General features: G+C 35.6%; 21 protein-coding genes and 1 other RNA gene. 4 read left to right on the top strand and 18 right to left on the bottom strand.

Annotated features, from left to right (window positions below; all coding sequences use genetic code 11):
• Positions 1-93: 93 nt before the first annotated feature.
• The 3 genes from HZF24_RS00815 to HZF24_RS00805 all read left to right on the top strand — a co-directional run bounded on the left by HZF24_RS00815 (position 94) and on the right by HZF24_RS00805 (position 1,869).
• Positions 94-930, top strand: coding sequence for a YihY/virulence factor BrkB family protein (locus tag HZF24_RS00815; protein ID WP_179236359.1), 837 nt, complete (start codon positions 94-96; stop codon positions 928-930).
• 130 nt (positions 931-1,060) lie between these two features.
• A complete protein-coding gene (locus HZF24_RS00810; protein WP_179236358.1) occupies positions 1,061-1,378 on the top strand; it encodes an RNA polymerase sigma factor in 318 nt (105 codons plus the stop codon).
• Positions 1,375-1,869: a hypothetical protein gene (locus HZF24_RS00805; protein WP_179236357.1), complete on the top strand. Its 495-nt coding sequence runs from the start codon at positions 1,375-1,377 to the stop codon at positions 1,867-1,869. The genes HZF24_RS00810 and HZF24_RS00805 overlap by 4 nt, the downstream gene beginning before the upstream one ends.
• A gap of 102 nt (positions 1,870-1,971) precedes the next feature.
• On the opposite strand, the gene HZF24_RS00800 is transcribed toward HZF24_RS00805, so the two are convergent.
• The 18 genes from HZF24_RS00800 to HZF24_RS00715 all read right to left on the bottom strand — a co-directional run bounded on the left by HZF24_RS00800 (position 1,972) and on the right by HZF24_RS00715 (position 20,307).
• Entirely contained in the window at positions 1,972-3,297 is a 1,326-nt protein-coding gene (locus HZF24_RS00800) for an ATP-binding protein (protein ID WP_179236356.1), read from the bottom strand.
• Positions 3,298-3,533: 236 nt separating this feature from the next.
• On the bottom strand, positions 3,534-4,136 hold the full coding sequence (locus HZF24_RS00795; protein ID WP_179236355.1) for a class I SAM-dependent methyltransferase: 603 nt from the start codon (positions 4,134-4,136) through the stop codon (positions 3,534-3,536).
• 117 nt (positions 4,137-4,253) lie between these two features.
• Positions 4,254-4,430 (bottom strand): hypothetical protein, encoded by a 177-nt coding sequence (locus HZF24_RS00790; RefSeq protein WP_179236354.1) that lies wholly within the window; start codon positions 4,428-4,430, stop codon positions 4,254-4,256.
• Positions 4,420-4,680 (bottom strand): Txe/YoeB family addiction module toxin, encoded by a 261-nt coding sequence (locus tag HZF24_RS00785; protein WP_179236353.1) that lies wholly within the window; start codon positions 4,678-4,680, stop codon positions 4,420-4,422. The genes HZF24_RS00790 and HZF24_RS00785 overlap by 11 nt, the downstream gene beginning before the upstream one ends.
• Positions 4,673-4,945, bottom strand: coding sequence for a type II toxin-antitoxin system RelB/DinJ family antitoxin (locus HZF24_RS00780; protein ID WP_179236352.1), 273 nt, complete (start codon positions 4,943-4,945; stop codon positions 4,673-4,675). The genes HZF24_RS00785 and HZF24_RS00780 overlap by 8 nt, the downstream gene beginning before the upstream one ends.
• Positions 4,946-5,149: 204 nt before the next feature.
• The gene (locus HZF24_RS00775; protein ID WP_179236351.1) at positions 5,150-8,599 is read right to left on the bottom strand and encodes an FAD-dependent oxidoreductase; all 3,450 of its coding nucleotides are present in this window, start codon (positions 8,597-8,599) and stop codon (positions 5,150-5,152) included.
• Between the two features lie 11 nt (positions 8,600-8,610).
• On the bottom strand, positions 8,611-10,413 hold the full coding sequence (nuoF, locus tag HZF24_RS00770; RefSeq protein WP_179236681.1) for an NADH-quinone oxidoreductase subunit NuoF: 1,803 nt from the start codon (positions 10,411-10,413) through the stop codon (positions 8,611-8,613).
• Positions 10,414-10,451: 38 nt separating this feature from the next.
• Positions 10,452-10,937, bottom strand: a complete 486-nt coding sequence (locus HZF24_RS00765) for an NADH-quinone oxidoreductase subunit NuoE family protein (RefSeq protein WP_179236350.1) — start codon at positions 10,935-10,937, stop codon at positions 10,452-10,454.
• Positions 10,938-11,143: 206 nt separating this feature from the next.
• Complete coding sequence (locus HZF24_RS00760; protein WP_179236349.1) at positions 11,144-12,556, bottom strand: aminopeptidase; 1,413 nt, start codon at positions 12,554-12,556, stop codon at positions 11,144-11,146.
• Positions 12,557-12,570: 14 nt separating this feature from the next.
• Positions 12,571-13,023, bottom strand: coding sequence for a hypothetical protein (locus HZF24_RS00755; RefSeq protein ID WP_179236348.1), 453 nt, complete (start codon positions 13,021-13,023; stop codon positions 12,571-12,573).
• A 278-nt stretch (positions 13,024-13,301) separates the two neighbouring features.
• Entirely contained in the window at positions 13,302-14,300 is a 999-nt protein-coding gene (locus tag HZF24_RS00750) for a LacI family DNA-binding transcriptional regulator (RefSeq protein ID WP_179236347.1), read from the bottom strand.
• Positions 14,301-14,474: 174 nt separating this feature from the next.
• A non-coding RNA gene (gene ssrS / locus HZF24_RS00745) (6S RNA) lies at positions 14,475-14,649 on the bottom strand.
• 76 nt (positions 14,650-14,725) lie between these two features.
• On the bottom strand, positions 14,726-16,159 hold the full coding sequence (locus HZF24_RS00740; RefSeq protein WP_179236346.1) for an ATP-dependent metallopeptidase FtsH/Yme1/Tma family protein: 1,434 nt from the start codon (positions 16,157-16,159) through the stop codon (positions 14,726-14,728).
• 105 nt (positions 16,160-16,264) lie between these two features.
• A complete protein-coding gene (ispF, locus tag HZF24_RS00735; protein WP_179236345.1) occupies positions 16,265-16,747 on the bottom strand; it encodes a 2-C-methyl-D-erythritol 2,4-cyclodiphosphate synthase in 483 nt (160 codons plus the stop codon).
• Between the two features lie 9 nt (positions 16,748-16,756).
• Positions 16,757-17,449 carry a 2-C-methyl-D-erythritol 4-phosphate cytidylyltransferase gene (ispD, locus tag HZF24_RS00730; protein ID WP_179236344.1) on the bottom strand — a complete coding sequence of 231 codons (693 nt, stop codon included), beginning with the start codon at positions 17,447-17,449 and terminating at the stop codon, positions 16,757-16,759.
• A 109-nt stretch (positions 17,450-17,558) separates the two neighbouring features.
• Positions 17,559-18,371, bottom strand: a complete 813-nt coding sequence (locus tag HZF24_RS00725) for a PHP domain-containing protein (protein ID WP_179236343.1) — start codon at positions 18,369-18,371, stop codon at positions 17,559-17,561.
• Positions 18,372-18,380: 9 nt separating this feature from the next.
• Positions 18,381-19,379, bottom strand: coding sequence for an asparaginase (locus HZF24_RS00720; RefSeq protein WP_179236342.1), 999 nt, complete (start codon positions 19,377-19,379; stop codon positions 18,381-18,383).
• A 16-nt stretch (positions 19,380-19,395) separates the two neighbouring features.
• Positions 19,396-20,307, bottom strand: a complete 912-nt coding sequence (locus HZF24_RS00715; protein WP_179236341.1) for an RluA family pseudouridine synthase — start codon at positions 20,305-20,307, stop codon at positions 19,396-19,398.
• Between the two features lie 66 nt (positions 20,308-20,373).
• Here HZF24_RS00715 and HZF24_RS00710 point away from each other — a divergent pair, with 66 nt between their 5' ends.
• Complete coding sequence (locus tag HZF24_RS00710) at positions 20,374-21,177, top strand: NAD(+)/NADH kinase (protein ID WP_179236340.1); 804 nt, start codon at positions 20,374-20,376, stop codon at positions 21,175-21,177.
• Positions 21,178-21,232 lie beyond the last annotated feature (55 nt).

Raw genomic sequence — 21,232 nt, 5'->3', positions numbered from 1 at the left:
TTTAACAATTGAAATAATTGTTGAGTATTTGCAAATAATATTTAATAAGAGTGATCCTTTACTTCCCTCTGGACAACAAATGGATGGTGTGTAATGCTTAAAAAGTTTTTCGTATTTATTGTTAAGCTGCTTTCTAAAATGAAGGAAGACAATATATTCGAGTTAAGTGCCCAATTCTCTTATTATATAATATTGGGTATTTTTCCGTTTTTGATTTTATCAATCTCAATATTGTGTAATTACAGCAACTTCATATATGAAATATTACATTCCATAGAATCAATTATACCTGAGGATGTTTATAAAATAGTGTACAGCATCGTCACCAAATCAGTAAATAGCTGCGCCAAGCCATACATATCTTCAAGCTTAATTATTTTGTTATGGTCTGCGACAGCAGGGAGTGCCACAATTATTGCAGGGATAAACAGAGCTTACGGCTTCACGGTTAATCGCAATTATTTTTTTATGAGATTAGAGGGAATCATATTTTCATTCGCTATTATGGTAACTTTGCAAATTATTTTTGCACTGATTGTTTTAGGGAATGAAATTATTAACTTAATGCAAAATACATCCTTATTATCAGATGTACTTTATTCAATAATTCATATTTTCAGGTACGTACTGCCATTTTTACTGATGTTTTTAATTTTTTCTGCTGCATATAAATATCTGACCTACGAAAAGGTTAAATTTTCATTTGTGTTTCCCGGTGCGGCGTTTGCAACCATAGGCATAATTACCGGCTCCACCGCCTATTCATATTACATAGGAACCAAGGCGATTTACTATAATACCATTTACGGTAATTTGTCCGGCGTAATAATCTTTTTATTGTGGATTTTTATTATGTCCATAATCTTCCTGACCGGTGCGGAAATTAACTATTTTGTAGGGAAAAGCCGACAGAAAAAGGTACAGAAATAATTTTATACTTTTACCTATTTATTTCCGGAACCATGATATAATTTGAATCAACATAAAATATTTTAAAACTCTGTAACGAAATGCCGGTTTTTCGGATATATGTTTTGAGGAGGTGAATTATTTGCAGGATATGGAAAAGATTTATAGCGAGCATGCTAAGACTGTTTATAAATTTCTTTATACCAAGACACAGGATTCGTATTGGGCTGAGGAATTAACACAGGAAACATTTTATAGAGCAATTAAATCTATAAAATCATATGACGGAAGCTGTAAAATTTCTACATGGCTCTGTCAAATTGCAAAGCATGTCTTGTTACAGGAACTTGAAAAGAAATCGAAATATAAAACAGAAAGTATTTCAGATGATATAGTCTCTTCCGAATACAGTGTAGAAGATAAATTGGTACAAGTTGTGATGAATGCAAGCAAGTATATCAGCAAATGAATGCTCCCCTAGAAGCTGAACAAGCGCAGAGTCAGGAAAATGAAATTGATTATCTGAAAAAGGTAAAAACGAAAGCAATTAGAACTAATATAATTGTATTTACAACACTCATAATTGTTGTCGGACTATTATCCTTGGTGTTCTTAATAGGCATAAGAGTAAAATCAGATGATGTTAATATTGTAACCAATGTTTATGATGAAAATGAAGGTTCCTTTAAAATTGTCTTATCAAACGGAAAAAGATTAAATGTAACAACAAGACCGATAACAGACATGGATGATAATGGTGATAGTATTACAGCAGGGTATGTACTTACTCCATATTCTGTGCTGACATTACCCGGAAAAGATTGTAATAACTACACGATAGGGTATCCGCTAACCCGCGATTTTAATATAACGATAAGATTCAGAGACAAGGATGTTGTATATGTAGTGAGGAATAATCAGTTACTTGAGTTAAAAGAGCCTCTTTCCGAGGAAAAATAAATAATTCTTCCCTGTGTTCATCAATTAACTTTTGGAGTTCGCATATCTCTTTATTAGAAAAAGTAATAGGATACGGTTCGAAGCCTCTTATATTTTTTCATATCAAAAATCTTCAAGTAAGAAATCAAGTATTTTTATAATTTTAATTCCATCTATTGTTTGTGTAAAATCACAATCAAGAGCAAGTACTATTTTTTCATAATTATCTTGTATAGACAATAATGGTGCCAGTTCACGCTTACGAGTTTCATTAGAATTCATACTTTCCGTAACCTGAATGTATTTCTTTTCATCTGTACTTGTAACAACAAAATCAACTTCCTTATTTCCTAACTTGCCTATTGCAACATTATACCCACGTCTCAGCAATTCAAAATATATAATATTTTCAAGTATATGACCTCTATCACCTTCACGAAAGCCAAGCAAATAATTACGCAAACCAATATCTACAATGTAGTATTTGCCTAATGTACGTAAATATTCTTTACCTTTAATATCAAATCTTTTAATCTCATAAAAAATATATGATTCAGTTAATGCTTCTATATATGCTTGAATCGTTTGTGTAGCGGGTTTTACTTTACGAAATCCTTCATTAAGTAAACCTTCGTTTACTAATATATTTCCAATTGATGTAGCTGATGTATTATTACCTATATTATCTGCAAGAAACATAATTAGTTTTCGAAGAAGGATAGGGTCCGTAATAGCCCTTTGTTCTTTACGTCGTCCTCTTTCCAAGATATCCCGAATAACCACGGCAGAATACAAACCATCTAATGTGGCGGTAACCTTATCCTGCTGCATACCTGCATCTGTAACTGAAGGCATTCCGCCATATTTTAAATACGCATCGAATAGTTCTTTTATTTCATACATTTCACCATTTATATCAATTACCCTTCTGAGTGTCTCCCCGGTCAGTGCAGCGTAATCCTGCAATTCAAAACCATTAAAATCAATAAATTCGCGAAAAGAAAGCGGCAGCATTTTGATTTCAACATATCTTCCCGAAAGATAGGTCGATAACTCTGATGAAAGTAAAAAAGCATTTGAGCCGGTAATATATATATCACAATCAAAATCTACTCTGAATGAATTGACCGCCGTTTGCCATGCAGGTATCATTTGAACTTCATCGAAGAACAAATACATTTTTTCATTTTTCAAAACTCTCTCTTTAACATAGGAATAAAATTGTTTGTTGTCCATATCATAAAAAATCATAGATTCAAAATTAAGCGCAATTATTTGTGTATCCTTTATTCCTGTTTTTCTTAAATACTCTGCCATAAGCTTAAGTAAGCTTGATTTTCCACATCGCCTAATCCCTGTTATTACTTTAATCATTTCCGTATCTTTAAAAGATATCAAGCGATTTAGATATAAATCCCTATTTTTAAGTTTAAAATCTTTTACAACCATATTATCACTCCTCAATACCATTTTATCACATTTTAAAAAAATGTCAAGTTTGTAGTATTGATATTACAAACTTGACATTTTTTTAAATTTATATTATTGATGTTATGTTTTTTATTTACTTATTCTTATTTCTATCATTATTTTATAATATATATAATATTTTTAAGTCTTGAAACTTCGGTTTACGAATATATGTTTTGAGGAGGTGAATTAATTGCGGGATGTGGAAAAATGTATCATCTTTCGGCGCGGAATATGAAGTAGCCTGATTTTTTATTGACTGTTTCGCAATTATTGAACAAGCTTTCTATTTTCGTCTTGGTACTTGGGGCGCCCTGCTTTTTTTGTATAACAACGTATAGTTTGCCTCCCTCGTTCAAGTGTTCGTATGCTCCTTCATAAAAAGAAAATATGGTATCCTTGCCTGCCCTTATGGGGGGATTGGTTACTATGATGTCATATTTATCGTTTATATTTTCAAAGCCGGATGACTTAATAATTTCTGTTCTGCCATCCACTTTGTTTTCTTTTGCATTCATAGAGCAAAGTTCCAGACTTCTTTCATTGACATCCGACATTGTAACGTTAGTTTTATTTAAAAGCTTCGCAATAATTATACCTATGGGACCGTAGCCGCATCCTAAGTCCAGTACACTCCCAGAAAATCCTTCATTTTCATTTAGAACCGTTTCAACTAAAAGCATTGAGCCGAAGTCCATACCGGTTTTTGAAAAAACACTGTTGCTCGTATAAAAATAAAATCTGTCCTGTCCTATGTTCCAGTCGAATTTATATATTTCCTTTTCTGTTGTGGGGTTTTGATTAAAATAATGCTCCATTTGTGTCTCCTGTGTCCTAAATTAAGAATCCAACATCTTTTCATATATTAATCCATTAATACGTCACCCTTATTTTTAATATTATAGTTGTTCTTATATATGTTTGCTGCATAGTAATCACCATTCTTCTTTTCCATACAGTTCACCAAAGTCGATATCAATTTTCGGATTTAATTTTTCTCCTGCTGACTTTTCCGCAAGAAGCTCAAATTTAGTTTTTTCTTGTTTCTTTTTTAATATAAGTTTATTATCTTCTACATTTGTATTAAAGTTTATATTATCTTTAATCATCATAGTGTCCTTTACATTGTATTATCTCTATTCTTCCGTTCGATACCTTATAGACAAGCCTGTTTACTTCATCGATTCGTCTGCTCCAACTGCCTTCAAAGTTTTTTAGTAATTCGGGCTTGCCTAATCCATCAAAGTTGTTACGGTCAATATCTTTCAAAAGGGCATTAATTCGTTTTAAGGTTTTTTTATCTTGTGTTTGCCAATACAAATATTCTTCCCATGCTCGTTCAGTAAAAATCAACTTACTCATTCGCCATTTCCTCAAGTTCTTCCATAGTCTTCACTACAGTCTTGCCTTGTCTTAATTGCTCTATGCTCTCGTCAATAGCACGCATATTTCTTTCAGAGTAAAAGGGATCATAGGAAACTTCAAATGGAATTCTTTTTTCTCTGGTCATTTTCTTTGCAAAAATTATAAATGCTGTTGTCATATTTAATCCCAATTCTTGGCAAGTCTTCTCCATATTCTTTTTGAGTTCCTCATCCATACGAATATTTACCATTGTTTGTGCCACATTCATCACCTCTTTCCATGTTTACTATTATATCATACATTTCATACAATGTCAATACCACGTATGTACACAGTATAAAATTACTTCATGCTTAATTTATATTTTCTCCAAATATAAATAATAAATTATATTAATTAAAAAAGAGATTCTTCTTGCACTCGGACCATCATTCTGAATGCAATATGAAGAATCTCTATTCTTTATTTATTTTGCATTTACGCAATTAGCTCTCAGGTTAGCCAAATATGCTCTTTCAACCGTATCAAAGATTTTATATTCCTTTTCCTTGTTGTCAAAGGTTGGAACATAAAGCTCTGTTTCATATACCTTTTTGCATTTTTCAGCCGGCTCAGCATTTAATAATTCAGCGATTGTTTTAAACATCTCAGCATTTGACATTCCTGTCAACGGCTTGAATGCTTCAACAACATTTTTAACTGTACCGTCTGCACTGACTACTGTTCCCTCAGATTCAGCCAAGCTGTTTAAAGGAAGTACATATTCTGCAGCTGCAGTCGTTTCATTTTCCATAATATCGAATGCGGCAAAGAATTTAAGATTATTTACAGCTTCTTTTAATTCCTTGTCATTTGATAATATATCCTCACCTATAACAACCAAGCCTTTTACATTGCCGTCAATAATTGCCTCTCTGATTTCTTCGCCCGGCGTCTTGAATCCGATATCCCAAGCTCCCTGGCTGTTGGATTTAGCCTTAAGAACTATAAATCCTCTATGCGGCTTATTGTCGTTTCCTAACAATAATGTTATATTAGCCAATACCTTTAACGCTTTATTATCAACAGTATTTGAGTCTGCAATTATAATAGGCTTTTTAGCCTTCTTGATGCCTTCTGCAACCATATCGGCAGATTGTGATACTTCAATATCCTTAACAGCATTTAATAATGTATCACCGTTTGGATATTTATTTAATAGTTCGGCTTTGATAGCACCTTTTTCAATCAGCGCCTTCAACACCCCTGCAAAGAATACTTCATAATTATTTACTGTTGCTTTAGCTGCCCATTTATCTGTCTTTGTAGATTCTGTTGAACAGGATACAATACTTCTGCTGTCTGATAATCTTCTCAGCTTCATACCCATTGATGGATGATGCTCATACAATTGTCCGACGGAAACTATCAAATCAGCGGCATCTAATTGTTCAAAATCTATGGTTGATTGATTTTTCCCTAAAACTCTCTCGATGCCCGGCTCTTCATCTATTGTGAATGAACCCTTGTAGTGGCTGTCTAATTCTTTGACTATTGATTTTACAGTAAGCAATTCTTCATTTGTTAACTTCGGTGATACAACAAACGCAACCCTATCTTCACCGTACATATTTTGTATGCTTCTCAGGCGTTTAGCTGTTTCAAACAATGCAACGTTCAGTGCTGTTTCTTCCTGTCTTCCTTTTATCATTGCTTTAGCACTTAACAGCCTGTTGTCATTATTTATATGCTCAATACCAAACTTGCCCTTTCCGCACAACGGAATTTCATTTTCTTTAGGACTGCTTGCCTGGTAGATTATATTGTCCTTATGCTCGTAAACTATATCACATCCAACCGAGCAGTAGCTGCACACTGACTTGGTTTGAACCAAGTTAAGCGGAATTTCCTTAATGTTTCCTCTTCTGTCAAGCCATGCTCCTGTCGGGCACACATCTATACATTGACCGCATGAAATACATTCGGTTAATTTTAATTCCTGTTCAAATGCAGGTGCCACAAATGTTGCATTTCCTCTTTCAACGAAGCCTAAAGCATTGGCTCCCACAACCTCGTTGCACGTTCTTACACAAAGTCCGCAAAGTACGCACTTATCAACATTCTGTGATATGAAAGGATGATCCGTTTCTTTTTGTCTCTTTTCATCTTCGGCATGATATTTTACGGTATCTATTTCATATTTTTTGATGTAGTCAACCAATTCACACTCAAAATAATCCTTACATCCGCACTCGAGACATCTCTGACCTTCTCTTACCGCTTCTTCTTCAGTCATAGTCGGGAGAATAGGCTGGAAGTTTACTTTTCTGAGTTCCGCCTCAACAGTTCTGTGCTGAACTCTCGGTACTGTTTCTCTGTCCTTATAATCCTCTTTAGTAACTTCGGTATATACTAAAGGTAATTTATTATAAGGAATAATTTCGCCGTTTAAATAGCCGTTTATTGCTTCACAAGCATGCAATGCCTGAGCAATTGCTTCAATAGCAATCTTAGGGCCCGTTGCAGCATCACCGCCTGCAAACACTCCTCTAAGATTTGTTTCGAATGTTTCTTCATTAATCTGAATGTTTTTCTTTTTACCCTGTGCCACATTTATATTTCCGCAATCAACTTCCTGACCGATTGCCGCTATGATTGTATCTGCTTCAAAGGTTACAAATTCTCCTGTAGGTTCAGGTTTTTGTCTGCCGGATGCATCCTTTTCTCCGAGAACCATCTTTTCACATCTTAAGCCGGTAACTTTGTCGCCTCCTTCTACTGATACAGGCGCTGAAAGGAATGAGAATATAACTCCTTCTTCCTTTGCTTCCTTAATTTCTATTTTTTCGGCAGGCATTTCGCTTTCGGTTCTTCTATAAACTACTCTCACTTCTTCTGCTCCCAGACGAATGCTCGTTCTTGCAACGTCCATCGCAGTGTTTCCGCCGCCTACTACTATAACCTTTTTGCCTATTTTTACGGGTTTATTTTCAGCTACGTTGATTAAGAAATCAATACCGCCCAATACTCCGTCGATGTTTTCTCCCTCGCATCTCATAGGTGAGCTTTTCCATGCTCCTATACCTAAAAATACGGCATCAAAATTATTTTGTAAATATTCTAAAGACATATCGTCTCCGATTTTTACTCCGTAATTAATTTTTGCTCCCATTTCTTCAATGATGGCAACCTCTGCATCAACCACATCTTTAGGGAGACGGTATTCGGGTATGCCGTATCTCAGCATTCCGCCCGGCTTAGGCATCGCTTCGAATATTTCTACCCCATGACCTTCTCTGAGCAGAAAATACGCAGCCGACAAGCCGGCAGGACCTGCTCCTACCACTGCAACCTTCTTTCCCGTAGACGGTTTTAGACTTGGTATATATTGTTTTTCAGAATTCAAATCATAATCTGCCGCATACGTCTTAATACATGCAATGGATACGGATTCTTCAACGTGCTGTCTCCTGCATGCTTTTTCACAAGGATGAGGACATACTCTTCCTATACAAGCCGGCAAAGGCAATCTCTGTTTTATTAATTTTAATGATTCTAAGGGCTGCTTGTTTGCAACCAATCCAACATATCCCTGGACGTCGGTTTCTGCCGGACAATTCAAGGTACACGGTGGTTTACAGTCACCTATATGCTGGGATACAAGTAAATTCAAAGCTGTATTTCTTGCTTCCACAACTTTTGGGGTGTCTGATCTTACTACCAATCCATCGGCTACAGGTGTAGCACATGCTCTTGCGGTCTTTGGCTGTCCTTCTATTTCAATCAGGCACAATCCGCAGCCTGCGTATACTTCTAATCTTTCATCAAAACATAAATGCGGAATTTCAATATTATTTTCTAAAGCTGCCTGTAATACTGTTTTTCCTTGTTCTGCTGAAATTTCTATACCGTTTATATTAAGCTTAACTAATGACATGTTATCCTCCTTTAGTTCTTTTGTACTGCGTCAAATCTACATACGCTGTAGCAATTACCACATTTAATGCACGCTTCCTGATTGATGACATGAGGATTCTTAACAGTGCCATCTATACATTTTACAGGACATTTTCTTGCGCATAGGGTACATCCTGTACATTTGTCTTTATCTATTTCATATGTTAATAATGCTTTACAATGTTTAGAAGGGCATTTCTTATCAACAACATGAGCAATGTATTCGTCTCTGAAATATCTTAATGTTGATAATACAGGGTTTGGAGCTGTTTGTCCCAGACCGCAAAGAGATGAATCCTTAACACTTATCGCTAAGCTTTCAAGCTCGTCCAAATCCTCCATCGTACCCTTGCCTTCAGTAATTTTTTCTAAAATTGACAGCATTCTCTTAGTACCTACTCTGCATGGAGTACATTTGCCGCAGGATTCATCAACCGTAAATTCTAAGAAGAACCTTGCGATGTCAACCATACAATTATCCTCATCCATTACGATCATACCGCCGGAACCCATCATTGAACCCACAGCCATCAGGGTTTCATATTCGATAGGTGTATCAAGATGGTCTTTTGTTAAGCATCCGCCTGAGGGACCTCCGGTCTGAACCGCCTTAAACTCTTTTCCGTCAGGACATCCGCCGCCTATATCGTAGATAACTTCTCTTAAGGTTGTTCCCATTGGCACTTCAACAAGTCCTGTATTAACAACCTTACCGCCTAAAGCAAACACCTTTGTTCCCGGTGATTTTTCTGTACCGAAGCTTCTGAACCATTTCGGTCCTCCATTTATAATCTGAGGTATATTTGCCAATGTTTCAACATTGTTAATACATGATGGTTTACCCCAAAGACCCTTAACTGCCGGGAACGGAGGCTTAACTCTTGACATACCTCTTTTACCTTCGATGGATTGCATTAAAGCAGTTTCTTCTCCGCATACGAATGCTCCTGCCCCTAATCTTGTTTCTATTTCAAAATCAAAGCCGGAATTAAATATATTTTTACCTAAAAGCCCGAGTTCCGTCGCTTGCTTAATTGCTATTTCCAATCTCTTAACAGCTACGGGATATTCGGCTCTGACATAAATGTATCCCTTTGTTGCACCGATTGCGTATCCCGCTATTGCCATTGCTTCTAAAACAGCATGAGGGTCTCCTTCAAGGACGCTTCTGTCCATGAATGCACCCGGGTCTCCTTCGTCAGCATTACATATAATGTATTTTTGATCCGCTTTGTTAGGTGCGGTAAATCCCCATTTAACTCCCGTAGGGAATCCTGCTCCTCCTCTTCCCCTCAGACCCGAATCCTTCATATGCTTAATAACTTCGTCAGGGGTCATTTCGGTAAGCGCTTTACCTAAAGCGGCATAACCATCTCTTGCAATATATTCGTTAATATTTTCAGGGTCTATAAAGCCGCAGTTTCTTAGAGCAATTCTTTTTTGTTTTTTATAGAAATCTCCATCCATCAGAGACGTACTTTCTACAGGTTCTTCAGTCTTTTGTGCAAATTCGTCAATTATTTTTTTAGCTTTTTCCGTATCTACGTGAGTATAAGTTACTTTCTCCTTGTTTGGTTCATAAACCTCGACTATAGGCTCATATACACACATTCCTATACATCCAGTCTGAACCACCTTTATGTTGCTTAAATTTTTAAGCTTCGCTTCTTCAATAAGTGTATCGAGCACAGGTCTTGCTCCGGCTGATATACCACACGTTGCCATACCTACAACGATTCTTACTTCATCTTCTTTTTTATCACTATCTAAGCTTTTAGCGAACTCGTCTCTCATATTTTTCAATTCATTTAATGTCTTCAAGTTTGCACCTCCTAATTTCTATATTTAGCTATAATTTCAGGTACTTTCTTGGAATCAACTTTGCCATAAACATCTTCGTCTACAACCATTACAGGTGCTAACCCGCAGCATCCCAAACATCTTGTTGCTTCAAGAGTAAACAATTTATCTTCCGTAGTTTGTCCGACCTTAACATCTAACTCATCAGCTATCTTATCGATTATTTCCTGAGAACCCTTTACATAACAAGCAGTACCAAGACAGACTCCTATTGTATGCTTGCCCTTTTCTTCTATTGTAAATTGAGTATAGAATGTTACAACACCATAAATATCAGCTAAAGGAATATTTGTTTCATCCGAAATAAATTTTTGAACTTCTAAAGGTAAATAACCAAATATATCTTGAGCTTTTTGCAAGGTTTGCATTAAAATACCTTGTACATTTTTTACAGAATCAATATATTCCTTTAATTCTGCAAACTCTTTTTGCTTTAATTGCACGAAATCGTTTTGCAATTCAGGTCCCTCCTCTAAATTTTATGACACAACAATTATATATTCTGGTATATAAAAAGTCAATGAATAACAAATTAACAAGTTCCCGGTTAACGTATCCAAAATAAAAATGTCATTCTGAGGGCTTGTGCCCGAAGAATCTCATCTTTTGTGCACGTGAGATTCTTCGCTATCGCTCAGAATGACAAATATTCGTTTAATTATTTTTAAAAATTGTTATAAAATACTTTATATGCTTTATATGTCATATAAAGGTCTGTTTTTGAAATTATTTCGTATGGTGCGTGCATACTGAGAACAGGAACGCCAAGGTCAACAACATCCATATTATAGTTTGCCATGATGTATGCGATTGTTCCTCCACCGCCCTGGTCTACCTTTCCAAGCTCAGCCGGCTGCCATACTACATTGTTTTCATTGAATAATTTTCTCAGCTTTCCTATATATTCCGCATTTGCATCGTTGGCTCCAGATTTACCCCTGCTGCCTGTGTATTTTACCATTGCAACACCCTTGCCCATTATAGGTGAATTTTGTATTTCAGAAACCTGAGGATATGTAGGGTCAACACCTGCTGCCACATCTGACGAAAGCATACTGCTGTTTGACAGGGATCTTTTTAAAGATAATTCACTGTAAACACCGTTATTTTGCAAAGCAATTAATTCGGCGACCATATTGTTAAAGAACATGGATTGCATACCTGTATTTCCCACGCTTCCGATTTCTTCTTTATCAACAAACAAGGCAACCGCAGTTTTATCTGTATTTTTAACCTCTAAAATTGCTTTTAATGATGTATATGCACATACTCTGTCATCGTGACCGTAAGCAGCAATCATGCCTCTGTCTATTCCTACGTCTCTTGATTTTCCTGCCGGTACTATTTCAAGCTCGGCAGTCTGGAAATCTTCCTCAATCATTCCATATTTCTCTTTGAGAATTTTCAAAACATTGTATTTAAATTTCTTATCCTTGCCGTCCTCATCGTCATTTCCTGTACAATCAGCAGGCAGTGAACCGATTATAACGTTCAAACCTTCTCCTTCGATTGCTTCCGAAAGCTTTTTTTCATTTTGGTCTTTAGCCAGATGCGGCAGTAAATCCGTTATGTAAAATATCGGATCTTTTTCATCATCTCCGATTGATATATCTACAATTTCTCCGTTAGCCTTAACAACCGTACCATACATAGCAAGAGGAATCGTAACCCATTGGTATTTTCTGATGCCGCCGTAGTAATGAGTTTTTAGTAAAGAAAGACCATGTTCCTCATATAACGGATTTTGTTTTATGTCTATACGAGGCGCATCAACGTGACTTCCCACTATATTCATCCCATTTTCAATTTTTTCTTTTCCTACTACAACAAGCACCGCATTTTTTTCTTTATTAATATAATATAGTCTATCTCCGGGTTTTACTTCTTTTATACTTTCAAAATTAACAAAACCCTTTGCTTCAGCCCTTTTTATAATTTCTTTTATGGACAATCTTTCAGTCTTTGATGCATCAATGAATTTCCTATAATCATCACTTATGTCAAAAACCTCTGTTCTTTCATTGCTGTTCAATTTTTCCCAAATAAAATTCTTCTTGTAAAAAAGTTTGTTCTCCATATATGCTCCTATTCTTAATCCTGTATTATTAAAGAAGCAAGATACATTTGTTTATCTTCTTCAATACACTTTATATCATAATTTCTAACCATGTTAAATTCGCCGTCATAGCCGCTCATCTGCCAATTTAAATCCACATTTATATTTATTCCCTCTTCCGTGCGTTTTAAACTGTGAATTTTATCAACCTTTACACTCATGGCAAGTTCAAAGTCGGTCGGATTATCCGCAATCTTTTGCAGTATATCAGTATCATTGTCAAACAATTTATCTCTTTCAATATTCATTAATTTTTCCTTTAATGAATCCATATCCTTATATCCATAAAGAAATTCATTCATTATTTCAATGCGCTGATTTAACAGATATTCGATACTTGTTATTTCCTGGTGGTATTCAAGACCGCCTATTGAAATATAACTGAAAAACATTGTAAAAATCATCAGGTAAATAAATCTTTTTTTCATTGGTAATCCCCCTACAATATAAATTAATACTATATATTATAGAGGGATTATATGGCTTATGTTAGCGCTATTTGTCAATGTACTTTATCAATTTTTTTATTAATTTCAACAAATAATGTCAATAGGAAGAGGGACACACCTCTAAGGAGGGGCACTCTTTGGGGATAATCCTTAGAGGAATGTCCCTGTTAAAAGCGGAAAGGGGACACACCCTTAAGGATGGAAAATCATTGGGGATAGTCCTTAAAGGAATGTCCCCGTCAAAGATGGTGCACTTTTTACACTAAGGATTTAACGCTTTTCCTCTTTTCAAGAGTAAACGGCAGTTCCATCAAACCTTGTTGAGTTTTGTCGCCTTTTATCATTTTAATAAGCATTCTCATTCCTACTGCACCAACATCATAATACGGCTCACCTATAGTTGTTAATTCAGGTCTTACAAATTTGCCTTCTCTTATATTTCCGAAACCTACAATTGAAACATCATCAGGAACCTTTATACCTTTATCAATAAAGCTGTCCATGATTCCAATTGCAATTTCATCGTTGCTGCAAACAACCGCAGTAAAATCTTTTGCATCCTTTACAAGAGATTTTCCAAGCTCATATGCTTTTCCATGCTTGTTTCCTCCAACAGTGTATATGTTGGAATATCCTAAATCACTTTCTTCAACTGCTCTTAAATATCCTGAAATTTTATCGTTTTCTACTGTCGACCTGTCTTTGAAGTCAGAAACATAAACAATTTTTTTATGTCCTTCTTTAATTAAGTAATTGGTCATTTCAAAAATTGCTGCATTGCAGTCAATGGAAATATGATTCATATCTTCACGAACATTTCTCGTAAAATAAATGCACGGTTTATTAAATCCTTTTGCGATATCAATAATTTCATCATCAAATTTATTTCCTACAAGGAATAACCCTTCTGCCTGCTTTCTGTCTAAAAGCTGCAAGTATTTTTCCTGAGTTTCCTTACTTGAATAACTGCTGCATAGAAGAATGTCATAGCCATACATTTTCCCTATTTCTTCAATTCCTCTTACTATATCAGCAACGTAGCTTTGTGCAAGATTGTTTATGATAACACCTATTAAGTAGGATCTTCTTGTAACCAAGCTTCTTGCCACATCATTTGGCTTATATCCTGTTTCTTCAATTACCTTTAATACTTTTCTTCTTACTTCGGGACTTACAGGCTTAGAATCATTTATAACTCTTGAAACAGTTGAAATCGATACTTCCGCAAGTCGAGCAACATCCTTTATCGTAACCATTTTTGCCTCCTTCTGACGGGGACATTCCTCCTATCCCACAGTGACTAACCCTGTGAAAAAGAGGTGTGTCGCCCTTCCTCTTATATTTATTCCTTCGTTTTCCTGTTTATATTAACATTATATATGTAATTCGTATAATAATCAATCGTTTTTTCCTGATTTTCCTAAAATAAAAAAATACCCGCATGAGCCGCAAGCCTTTAATTCACACCCGCATCTAAGCAGGTGGGATTTCTGTTAATTGGTTCTGATTTCCCGTCAAGGCGGGCATGTCATCTGCACTTAAACACGAATTCCCTTTTACAATATGTCGGTTGAATTAATAAGCTTCCGCACTCCGCAGGCCTTTTATTAATATTATTATAGCACTAATTATGGATTTTTTCAACTGTATTTTATTTGTGATAAATATTCTCCCCCATTATTCAGGATAATATTACATTTAATTCTTCTTCATAAACAACTTCTTTTTCCATTAAAAGCTTTGCTATTTTTTCTATCTTTTCTTTATTGCTTTCAATTATTTTTATAACATCCTTATAAATTTCAGCAACTAAATCTTTGACTGATTTTTCTACAGAACTTAGCGGAATATTAAGCTTCTCAGCTAAAACACCTAAATTCACAAATGAGTTACCGTCATCCATTCCATATCGTGCAATGTAGTCAACTGCTAATGAAGTTGCTTTTTCAATGTCATTTTGCGCCCCAACAGTAATATTTTCTTTTCCAAAAAATACTTCTTCTGCAACACGGCCTGCCATTAATACTGCAAGCTGATTTTTTATACGCTTTTTAGTTATGACCTCCGCTCCGTCAGGAGTGCTCAATGTATAACCGCCTGCACCCTTGCTGGTCGGGATTACGGATACCCTTACAATCTTGCTGTCAGGTATCAAATGCTTTGATACAAAAGCATGTCCCGCTTCATGGTAAGAGGTTACAATTTTTTGTTTGCTGTTTTCAGCTAAGTTCTTTTTTTCTGTTCCGGCTATTATTTCAAGATAAGCTTTATTTATATGTTCTTCTGTTATTTCATCGGCATTTTCCCTTATTGCTGTTAAGGCAGCCTCATTAACTAAATTCTCTATCATCGCACCGCTGAAATATACTGTTAAATCAGCAATTTCTTCTATATCTATATCAGATTTTGCTTTTTTTCTTGATAAATATAATCTCAATATATCTTTTCTTGCATTTCTGTCAGGGAGCATTATTTCTATTTGTCTGTCAAATCTTCCCGGTCTTAAAAGAGCTGAATCCAATGTATCAATTCTGTTAGTGGCAGCTATAACAACGGTTCCGGAATCATCACTGAAACCTGACATTTCTGTCAGAAGCGCATTAAGAGTCCTGTCCCCTTCATCGCTGCCTCTCATGTTGCCATTCATTCTTTTCTTACCTATGGCATCAATCTCATCAATGAATACTACACTTTTTCCTGATTTTTTTGCTTTTTTGAACAGATTTCTGATTCTTCCCGCTCCTAATCCGGCATAAACCTGTACAAAATCCGAACCGGATACCGCATAAAATGGTACTCCTGCTTCTCCGGCCAATGCCTTTGCCATCAATGTTTTTCCCGTACCCGGAGAGCCGTATAAAAGAACACCTTTGGGCATTCTTGCATTGAATCTGCTATATTTTTCAGGATTTTTAATAAAATCAACTATTTCCTGAAGGCTGTCCTTTGCTTCATAGTTTCCTGCCACATCATCAAATTTCATATTTGATGAGCTTACGTACTCTATTTCATTTAATTTATTTATTTCTTTTTGTGCTGTTTTTTTATTTCTCAGTAACAGTAGAATTACAAAGATCAGCACAATAATTATTCCTGCTATCTGAAATTTATCCATCCATATACCCCCAGAGCATTCATTGTTCATTAATATTAGTTCTTTTAGTTAATTAATTGTACCATTTGGATATATGTTTGGATATACTTAATATATAGATAGATTTCAATGTTTTTCCTTATTTTCCAATAAACAAACAGCCTGTGCCGCTATGCCTTCTCCTCTGCCCTCAAATCCCAGCTTTTCTGTTGTGGTTGCCTTAATATTTATATTTGATACTTCTGTTTCCATATCACAAGCCAAATTCTTTCTCATCTCCTCTATGAAAAGGCTCATTTTGGGTTTCTGCGCTATTATCACCGCATCTAAATTGCATAGCTTGAAGCCACTATTTTTCATGTACTTTACAATTTGTCTTAAAAGCTCTCTGCTATCGGCATCCTTGTATTTGTCATCTGTATCAGGAAACATCTTACCGATATCTCCCTGGCCCATGGCACCTAACAGGCTGTCCATAACAGCATGAACCAATACGTCCGCATCCGAATGACCGTAAAGTCCCATCTCGTATGGTATTTGCACTCCGCCGATTATTAATTTTCTGTTTGATGCTAATGCATGTACATCGTAACCTATCCCGATTTTCATATGCGCTCCTTAATATAAGCTTGCAAAGATTTCAGCTATTCTTAAATCCTGAGGTGTGGTAATTTTTATATTTCTCGTTAAACCTTCAATAACTTTCACTCGATAACCGTAATATTCGACAATGGATGAATCATCAGTAAAAGCTGCATCCTCTGTAACCGCATTATAGTAGCAATTCATTATGAGCTCATATTCAAAGGCCTGAGGAGTTTGAACAGCTTTTATACTTGTTCTGTCAAAGGTTCTGTTAACAAAGCTATCCTCGGCTATTTCTTTGACAGTATCCATAACATCAACAGCCGGAATGCAGGCTTTGTAATTATACGCACCTTCAACACAGTTCAATATTAAATTATATGAAATAAAGGGTCTGACACCGTCATGAATGAGAACAATCCCACAATCCCCGCTTACTGCTTTAATGCCCTCATATACAGATTCGGTACGGGTTGACCCTCCTGCTTTTACACATGTAATTTTTTTATAGTCGTCAGCCATTTCGCTTCTGACGTAATCTAAATCTTCTTTGTTTACAATCAGTATTATTTCATCAATTTCGTTGCTTTTTTCGAATTTGTACAAGGTAGTATCCAATATAGTCTTGCCACCGATGGATATATATTGTTTCGGTATCTCAGAGCCCATTCTTGTACCCTTTCCCGCAGCAACTACAATCGCAGAAACAAATTTGTCTTTATACATAATTTTATAGTCCCCTTAGTATTGGTCAAACATGAGATTCTTCGGGCTTTCGCCCTCTGAATGACAAAGTCTTTTGTTATCCTGAACGCAGTGAAGGATCTCATCTCTTTTACAATATTTTTTTAATATTCAAATCTTCCAGCATCACTTCCGGTAAGCCTATTTTTCTGCTTGGAATAAACAGACCGTGGCAGTCGGAGCCTCCGGATATCATCAGATTGTTCTTTTTGCAAAAATCAATATAGTATTGCTCCTGACCCTTATTGTAAGGCGAAAAGCATTCTATGCCGTCTATTCCCGCTTCAAGCCAGAATTCCAATTCTTCTATGGGCATCCGGCTATTTTTGTAATGATATGACGGATGAGCCAGAAATACGTAGCCTCCGCTTTTATGACCGGTTTTTATAACTTCTTCAGGACCTTTAAGCTCAGCTTTAAGACCTGAATTTATTACATCCGTTAAGTGAGTCGGCACATCCTTGTGTATACCCCTGTCTACCATGTAGTTTGCAGATTTCCAGCCGCCTCTTTTTCTGTCGTATTCATATTTTTCATAATCTTCAAAGCTTATGATGTCATATTTTTCAGAAACATATTTTATATAATCCTTATTTGAGCTTAATTTACTTTCATTTGTCCAATTTATCATATCCAGAAGCTGTTTGTTCTGTATATCAAAATTATACAGTGTCAAATGATATTCTCTGCCTTGATATTCACAAGTAAGCTCTGTGCCCGGGATAAAAATTAAATTATCGCTTGGCCTTAATATATCCTGCATGTTTTTAATATTTTCAATCGAATCATGGTCCGTTATTGAAAATACATTTATTTTATTTTTAATCAATTCTTCTTTCAATTCTGATACATCCCACGTCCCATCGGAAGCATAGGTATGCATGTGCATGTCAATTTTCTTCATAGTACCTCTTTAATATAATAAGTCTTCGTTTACTTTGGTATAAAACATTTCCTTTATTTCATCAAAATTCTTTGTTTGAGCCATTATCCACATAAGCTTTGTAATTGCGGCCTCTATGGTCATATCATATGCCTGAAGAACCTTGAATTTTTTTAAGGCCTTTATTCCTACTTCATATATACCCATATCACTGCCTTCAAACATAACCTGTGTGGCAATTACTATAATTTTCCCTTCATCAGTCAAATATCCCAGCTTCTCTAAAAAGTTTCTTTTATCCAGGAACGGAAGTCCTCCGACTCCATAGCTTTCAATTACAACACCTTCGTATTTTTCACCTATATAATCTAAAACATCCGGTTCCATTCCCGGTGCCAGCTTAAGCAAAAATATTGAAGGGTAAATATCCTTATAAAATTTAACGCTCTCTGTAAATCTTTCATTTCTGATATATTTGGTAATTCTATTATCATCTATTATTGCTGCAACAGGAAAATTAATTGATTCAAATGCGCTGTAGCTCTTTGACTTTATTTTTCTTGCCCTCGTTCCGACTATAGCTTTCCCGTCAAATACTAAATATACTCCGCTTACATCTTTTTCTGCAGCGAACCTGAAGCTGTCAAGAAGGTTTTTCTTAGCATCGGTTATATCGGCGTTTATAGGCTTTTGTGAACCTGTAATGATGACCGGTTTATCTAAATTTTGAATTAAATATGATAAAGCGGCGGAGGTATAAGACATAGTATCGGTTCCATGGGATATAACGAATCCGTCATACTTATGATAATTTTTCTCTATTGCCTCCGTCATCAACACCCAATATTCAGGTTGAATATTTGTACTGTCAATGTTTAAAAGCTGAATTGTTTCTACGTTACAATACTCCTTAATTTCAGGAACATAACCAAGGAGTTCTTGGGAGGTTATCTGAGGAGCTAAACCATCCTCTGTATTTTTCGAGGCAATAGTACCGCCTGTAGCGATAAGCAATATATTTTTCTTCATAACTTTGTTACCCCCTTTATTTGTCATCCTGAGCACAGCGAAGGATCTCATCTTTTTTTATTATTTTTTCCATATCCTCCGGCAGAGGGCATTTTATAACTATTTCCTCAGCCGTAGACGGTTGCAAAAATTTCATTTCATAGCAATGCAGTGCCTGTCTCTTAATTAAATCACTTTCACTTCCGTATAGAGAATCCCCTAATACTATATGCCCTATATGCTTCATATGTACTCTTATCTGATGAGTACGTCCCGTTTCAAGCTTTAATTTAACCAATGTAAGATTATTAAAACGCTTTTCCACACTGTAGTGTGTAATACAATCCTTGCCTGAAGGGTGGACAATCCTCATGATATCATCTGCATTTAGCCTTGCAATTGGTTCATTAATCGTTCCACAGCCGTTTTCTATAATCCCTTCTACTATTGCATAATAGTATTTATCCACCTTATTACCCTTCATTTGCTTTGATAGCTCATTATGTGCATATGGGTTTTTAGCTATTATAACAATTCCCGAGGTGTTCATATCGAGGCGGTTAACCAGCCTGACTTTTCTCTTGAGACCCTTTTCTCTGAAGTAATATGCAACACCATTGGCAATTGTATTATTTTGGTGAGACTTTGTCGGATGGACCACAATATATGGCGGTTTATTTACAACAAGTAAATCGTCATCCTCATAAACTATGTTTATGGGAATGTCTATGGCTGTATATTCATCTTCATCCTCATCAAACTTCAAGGATAAAACATCACCTATGCAAACTCTTTTGTTTAATCTGATCACCTTATCATTTAAAAAAATCTTATCGTTAATCTCCAATTTCTTTGATAAACGTCTGGAAAAATTTAAGTTTTCGGACAATATGTCCTTTACAGTTTTGCCGTTTTCTTGTATTGTATAATTAAGAATATTGTTATTCATTAAAAACTCCCGTAATTTCGTCAATATAAATATAATATAAAAAGTATTTTATGTAAAGGGGATAACATGAAAGAAAAATTAATAAATATATCTGCGAATCACGACGAATACACTCTGCAAATAAAAGACAGGTTAATAGAGCTGTTAAATAAAAACGGTTTTAAGCATAATGATGGATTTTCCAAGGGAGCAGAGCTAAATGTAACCATAGGCGGAGATGGGTCTTTCTTAAAAGGTGTCAGGGACAGTAATTTTTCTAAAACTCCCTTTGTTGGTATCAACACAGGAACCTTGGGATTTTATCCTGAAATATCGCCTGAAAAATTAGAAACTTTTGTATCAGATTACATATCCGGCAATTTTACCATCAACAGCGTTAGTTTAGTAGAATGTGAAATCAAAGCAGGAGGACGCAGCGAAATTTTATATGCAGTTAATGATATCGTTCTTAAAAGAAAGGATATGAAGACAATACATCTGGATGTATATATTGCTTCGAATCATTTAGAAAAAATAAGCGGGGACGGTCTTATAATTTCTTCACCCTTAGGAAGCTCTGCATATAATAAATCAGCCGGTGGAAGCTTAGTTTATCCTTCACTTAAAACTTTACAGATTACACCTCTTTCACCTATAATTTCAAACGCCTACAGGTGCTTAGAATGCAGCATAATCGTTCCGCCGGAATTTGAAATATCAATTTTCCCCGAAAGAGAAGTTGATTACTATGTTGCAATAATGGCAGACGGATTTACATTTGAATATGAACAATTGGAAAGCATACAATTCAGAACTTCAAAAAAGGTAATTAACAGATTAACCACAGGTAAATTTAATTATTGGAACGTAATTAAAGACAAATTTTTGTAGAATGTGGTAATTTATTCCTCTTGATTTTATATATAATCTGCCGATTTATTATGTG

It is taken from the genome of Sedimentibacter hydroxybenzoicus DSM 7310 (assembly GCF_013403245.1).
Lineage (GTDB): Bacteria > Bacillota > Clostridia > Tissierellales > Sedimentibacteraceae > Sedimentibacter > Sedimentibacter hydroxybenzoicus.
This window is presented reverse-complemented; position numbering and strand designations above follow the sequence as displayed.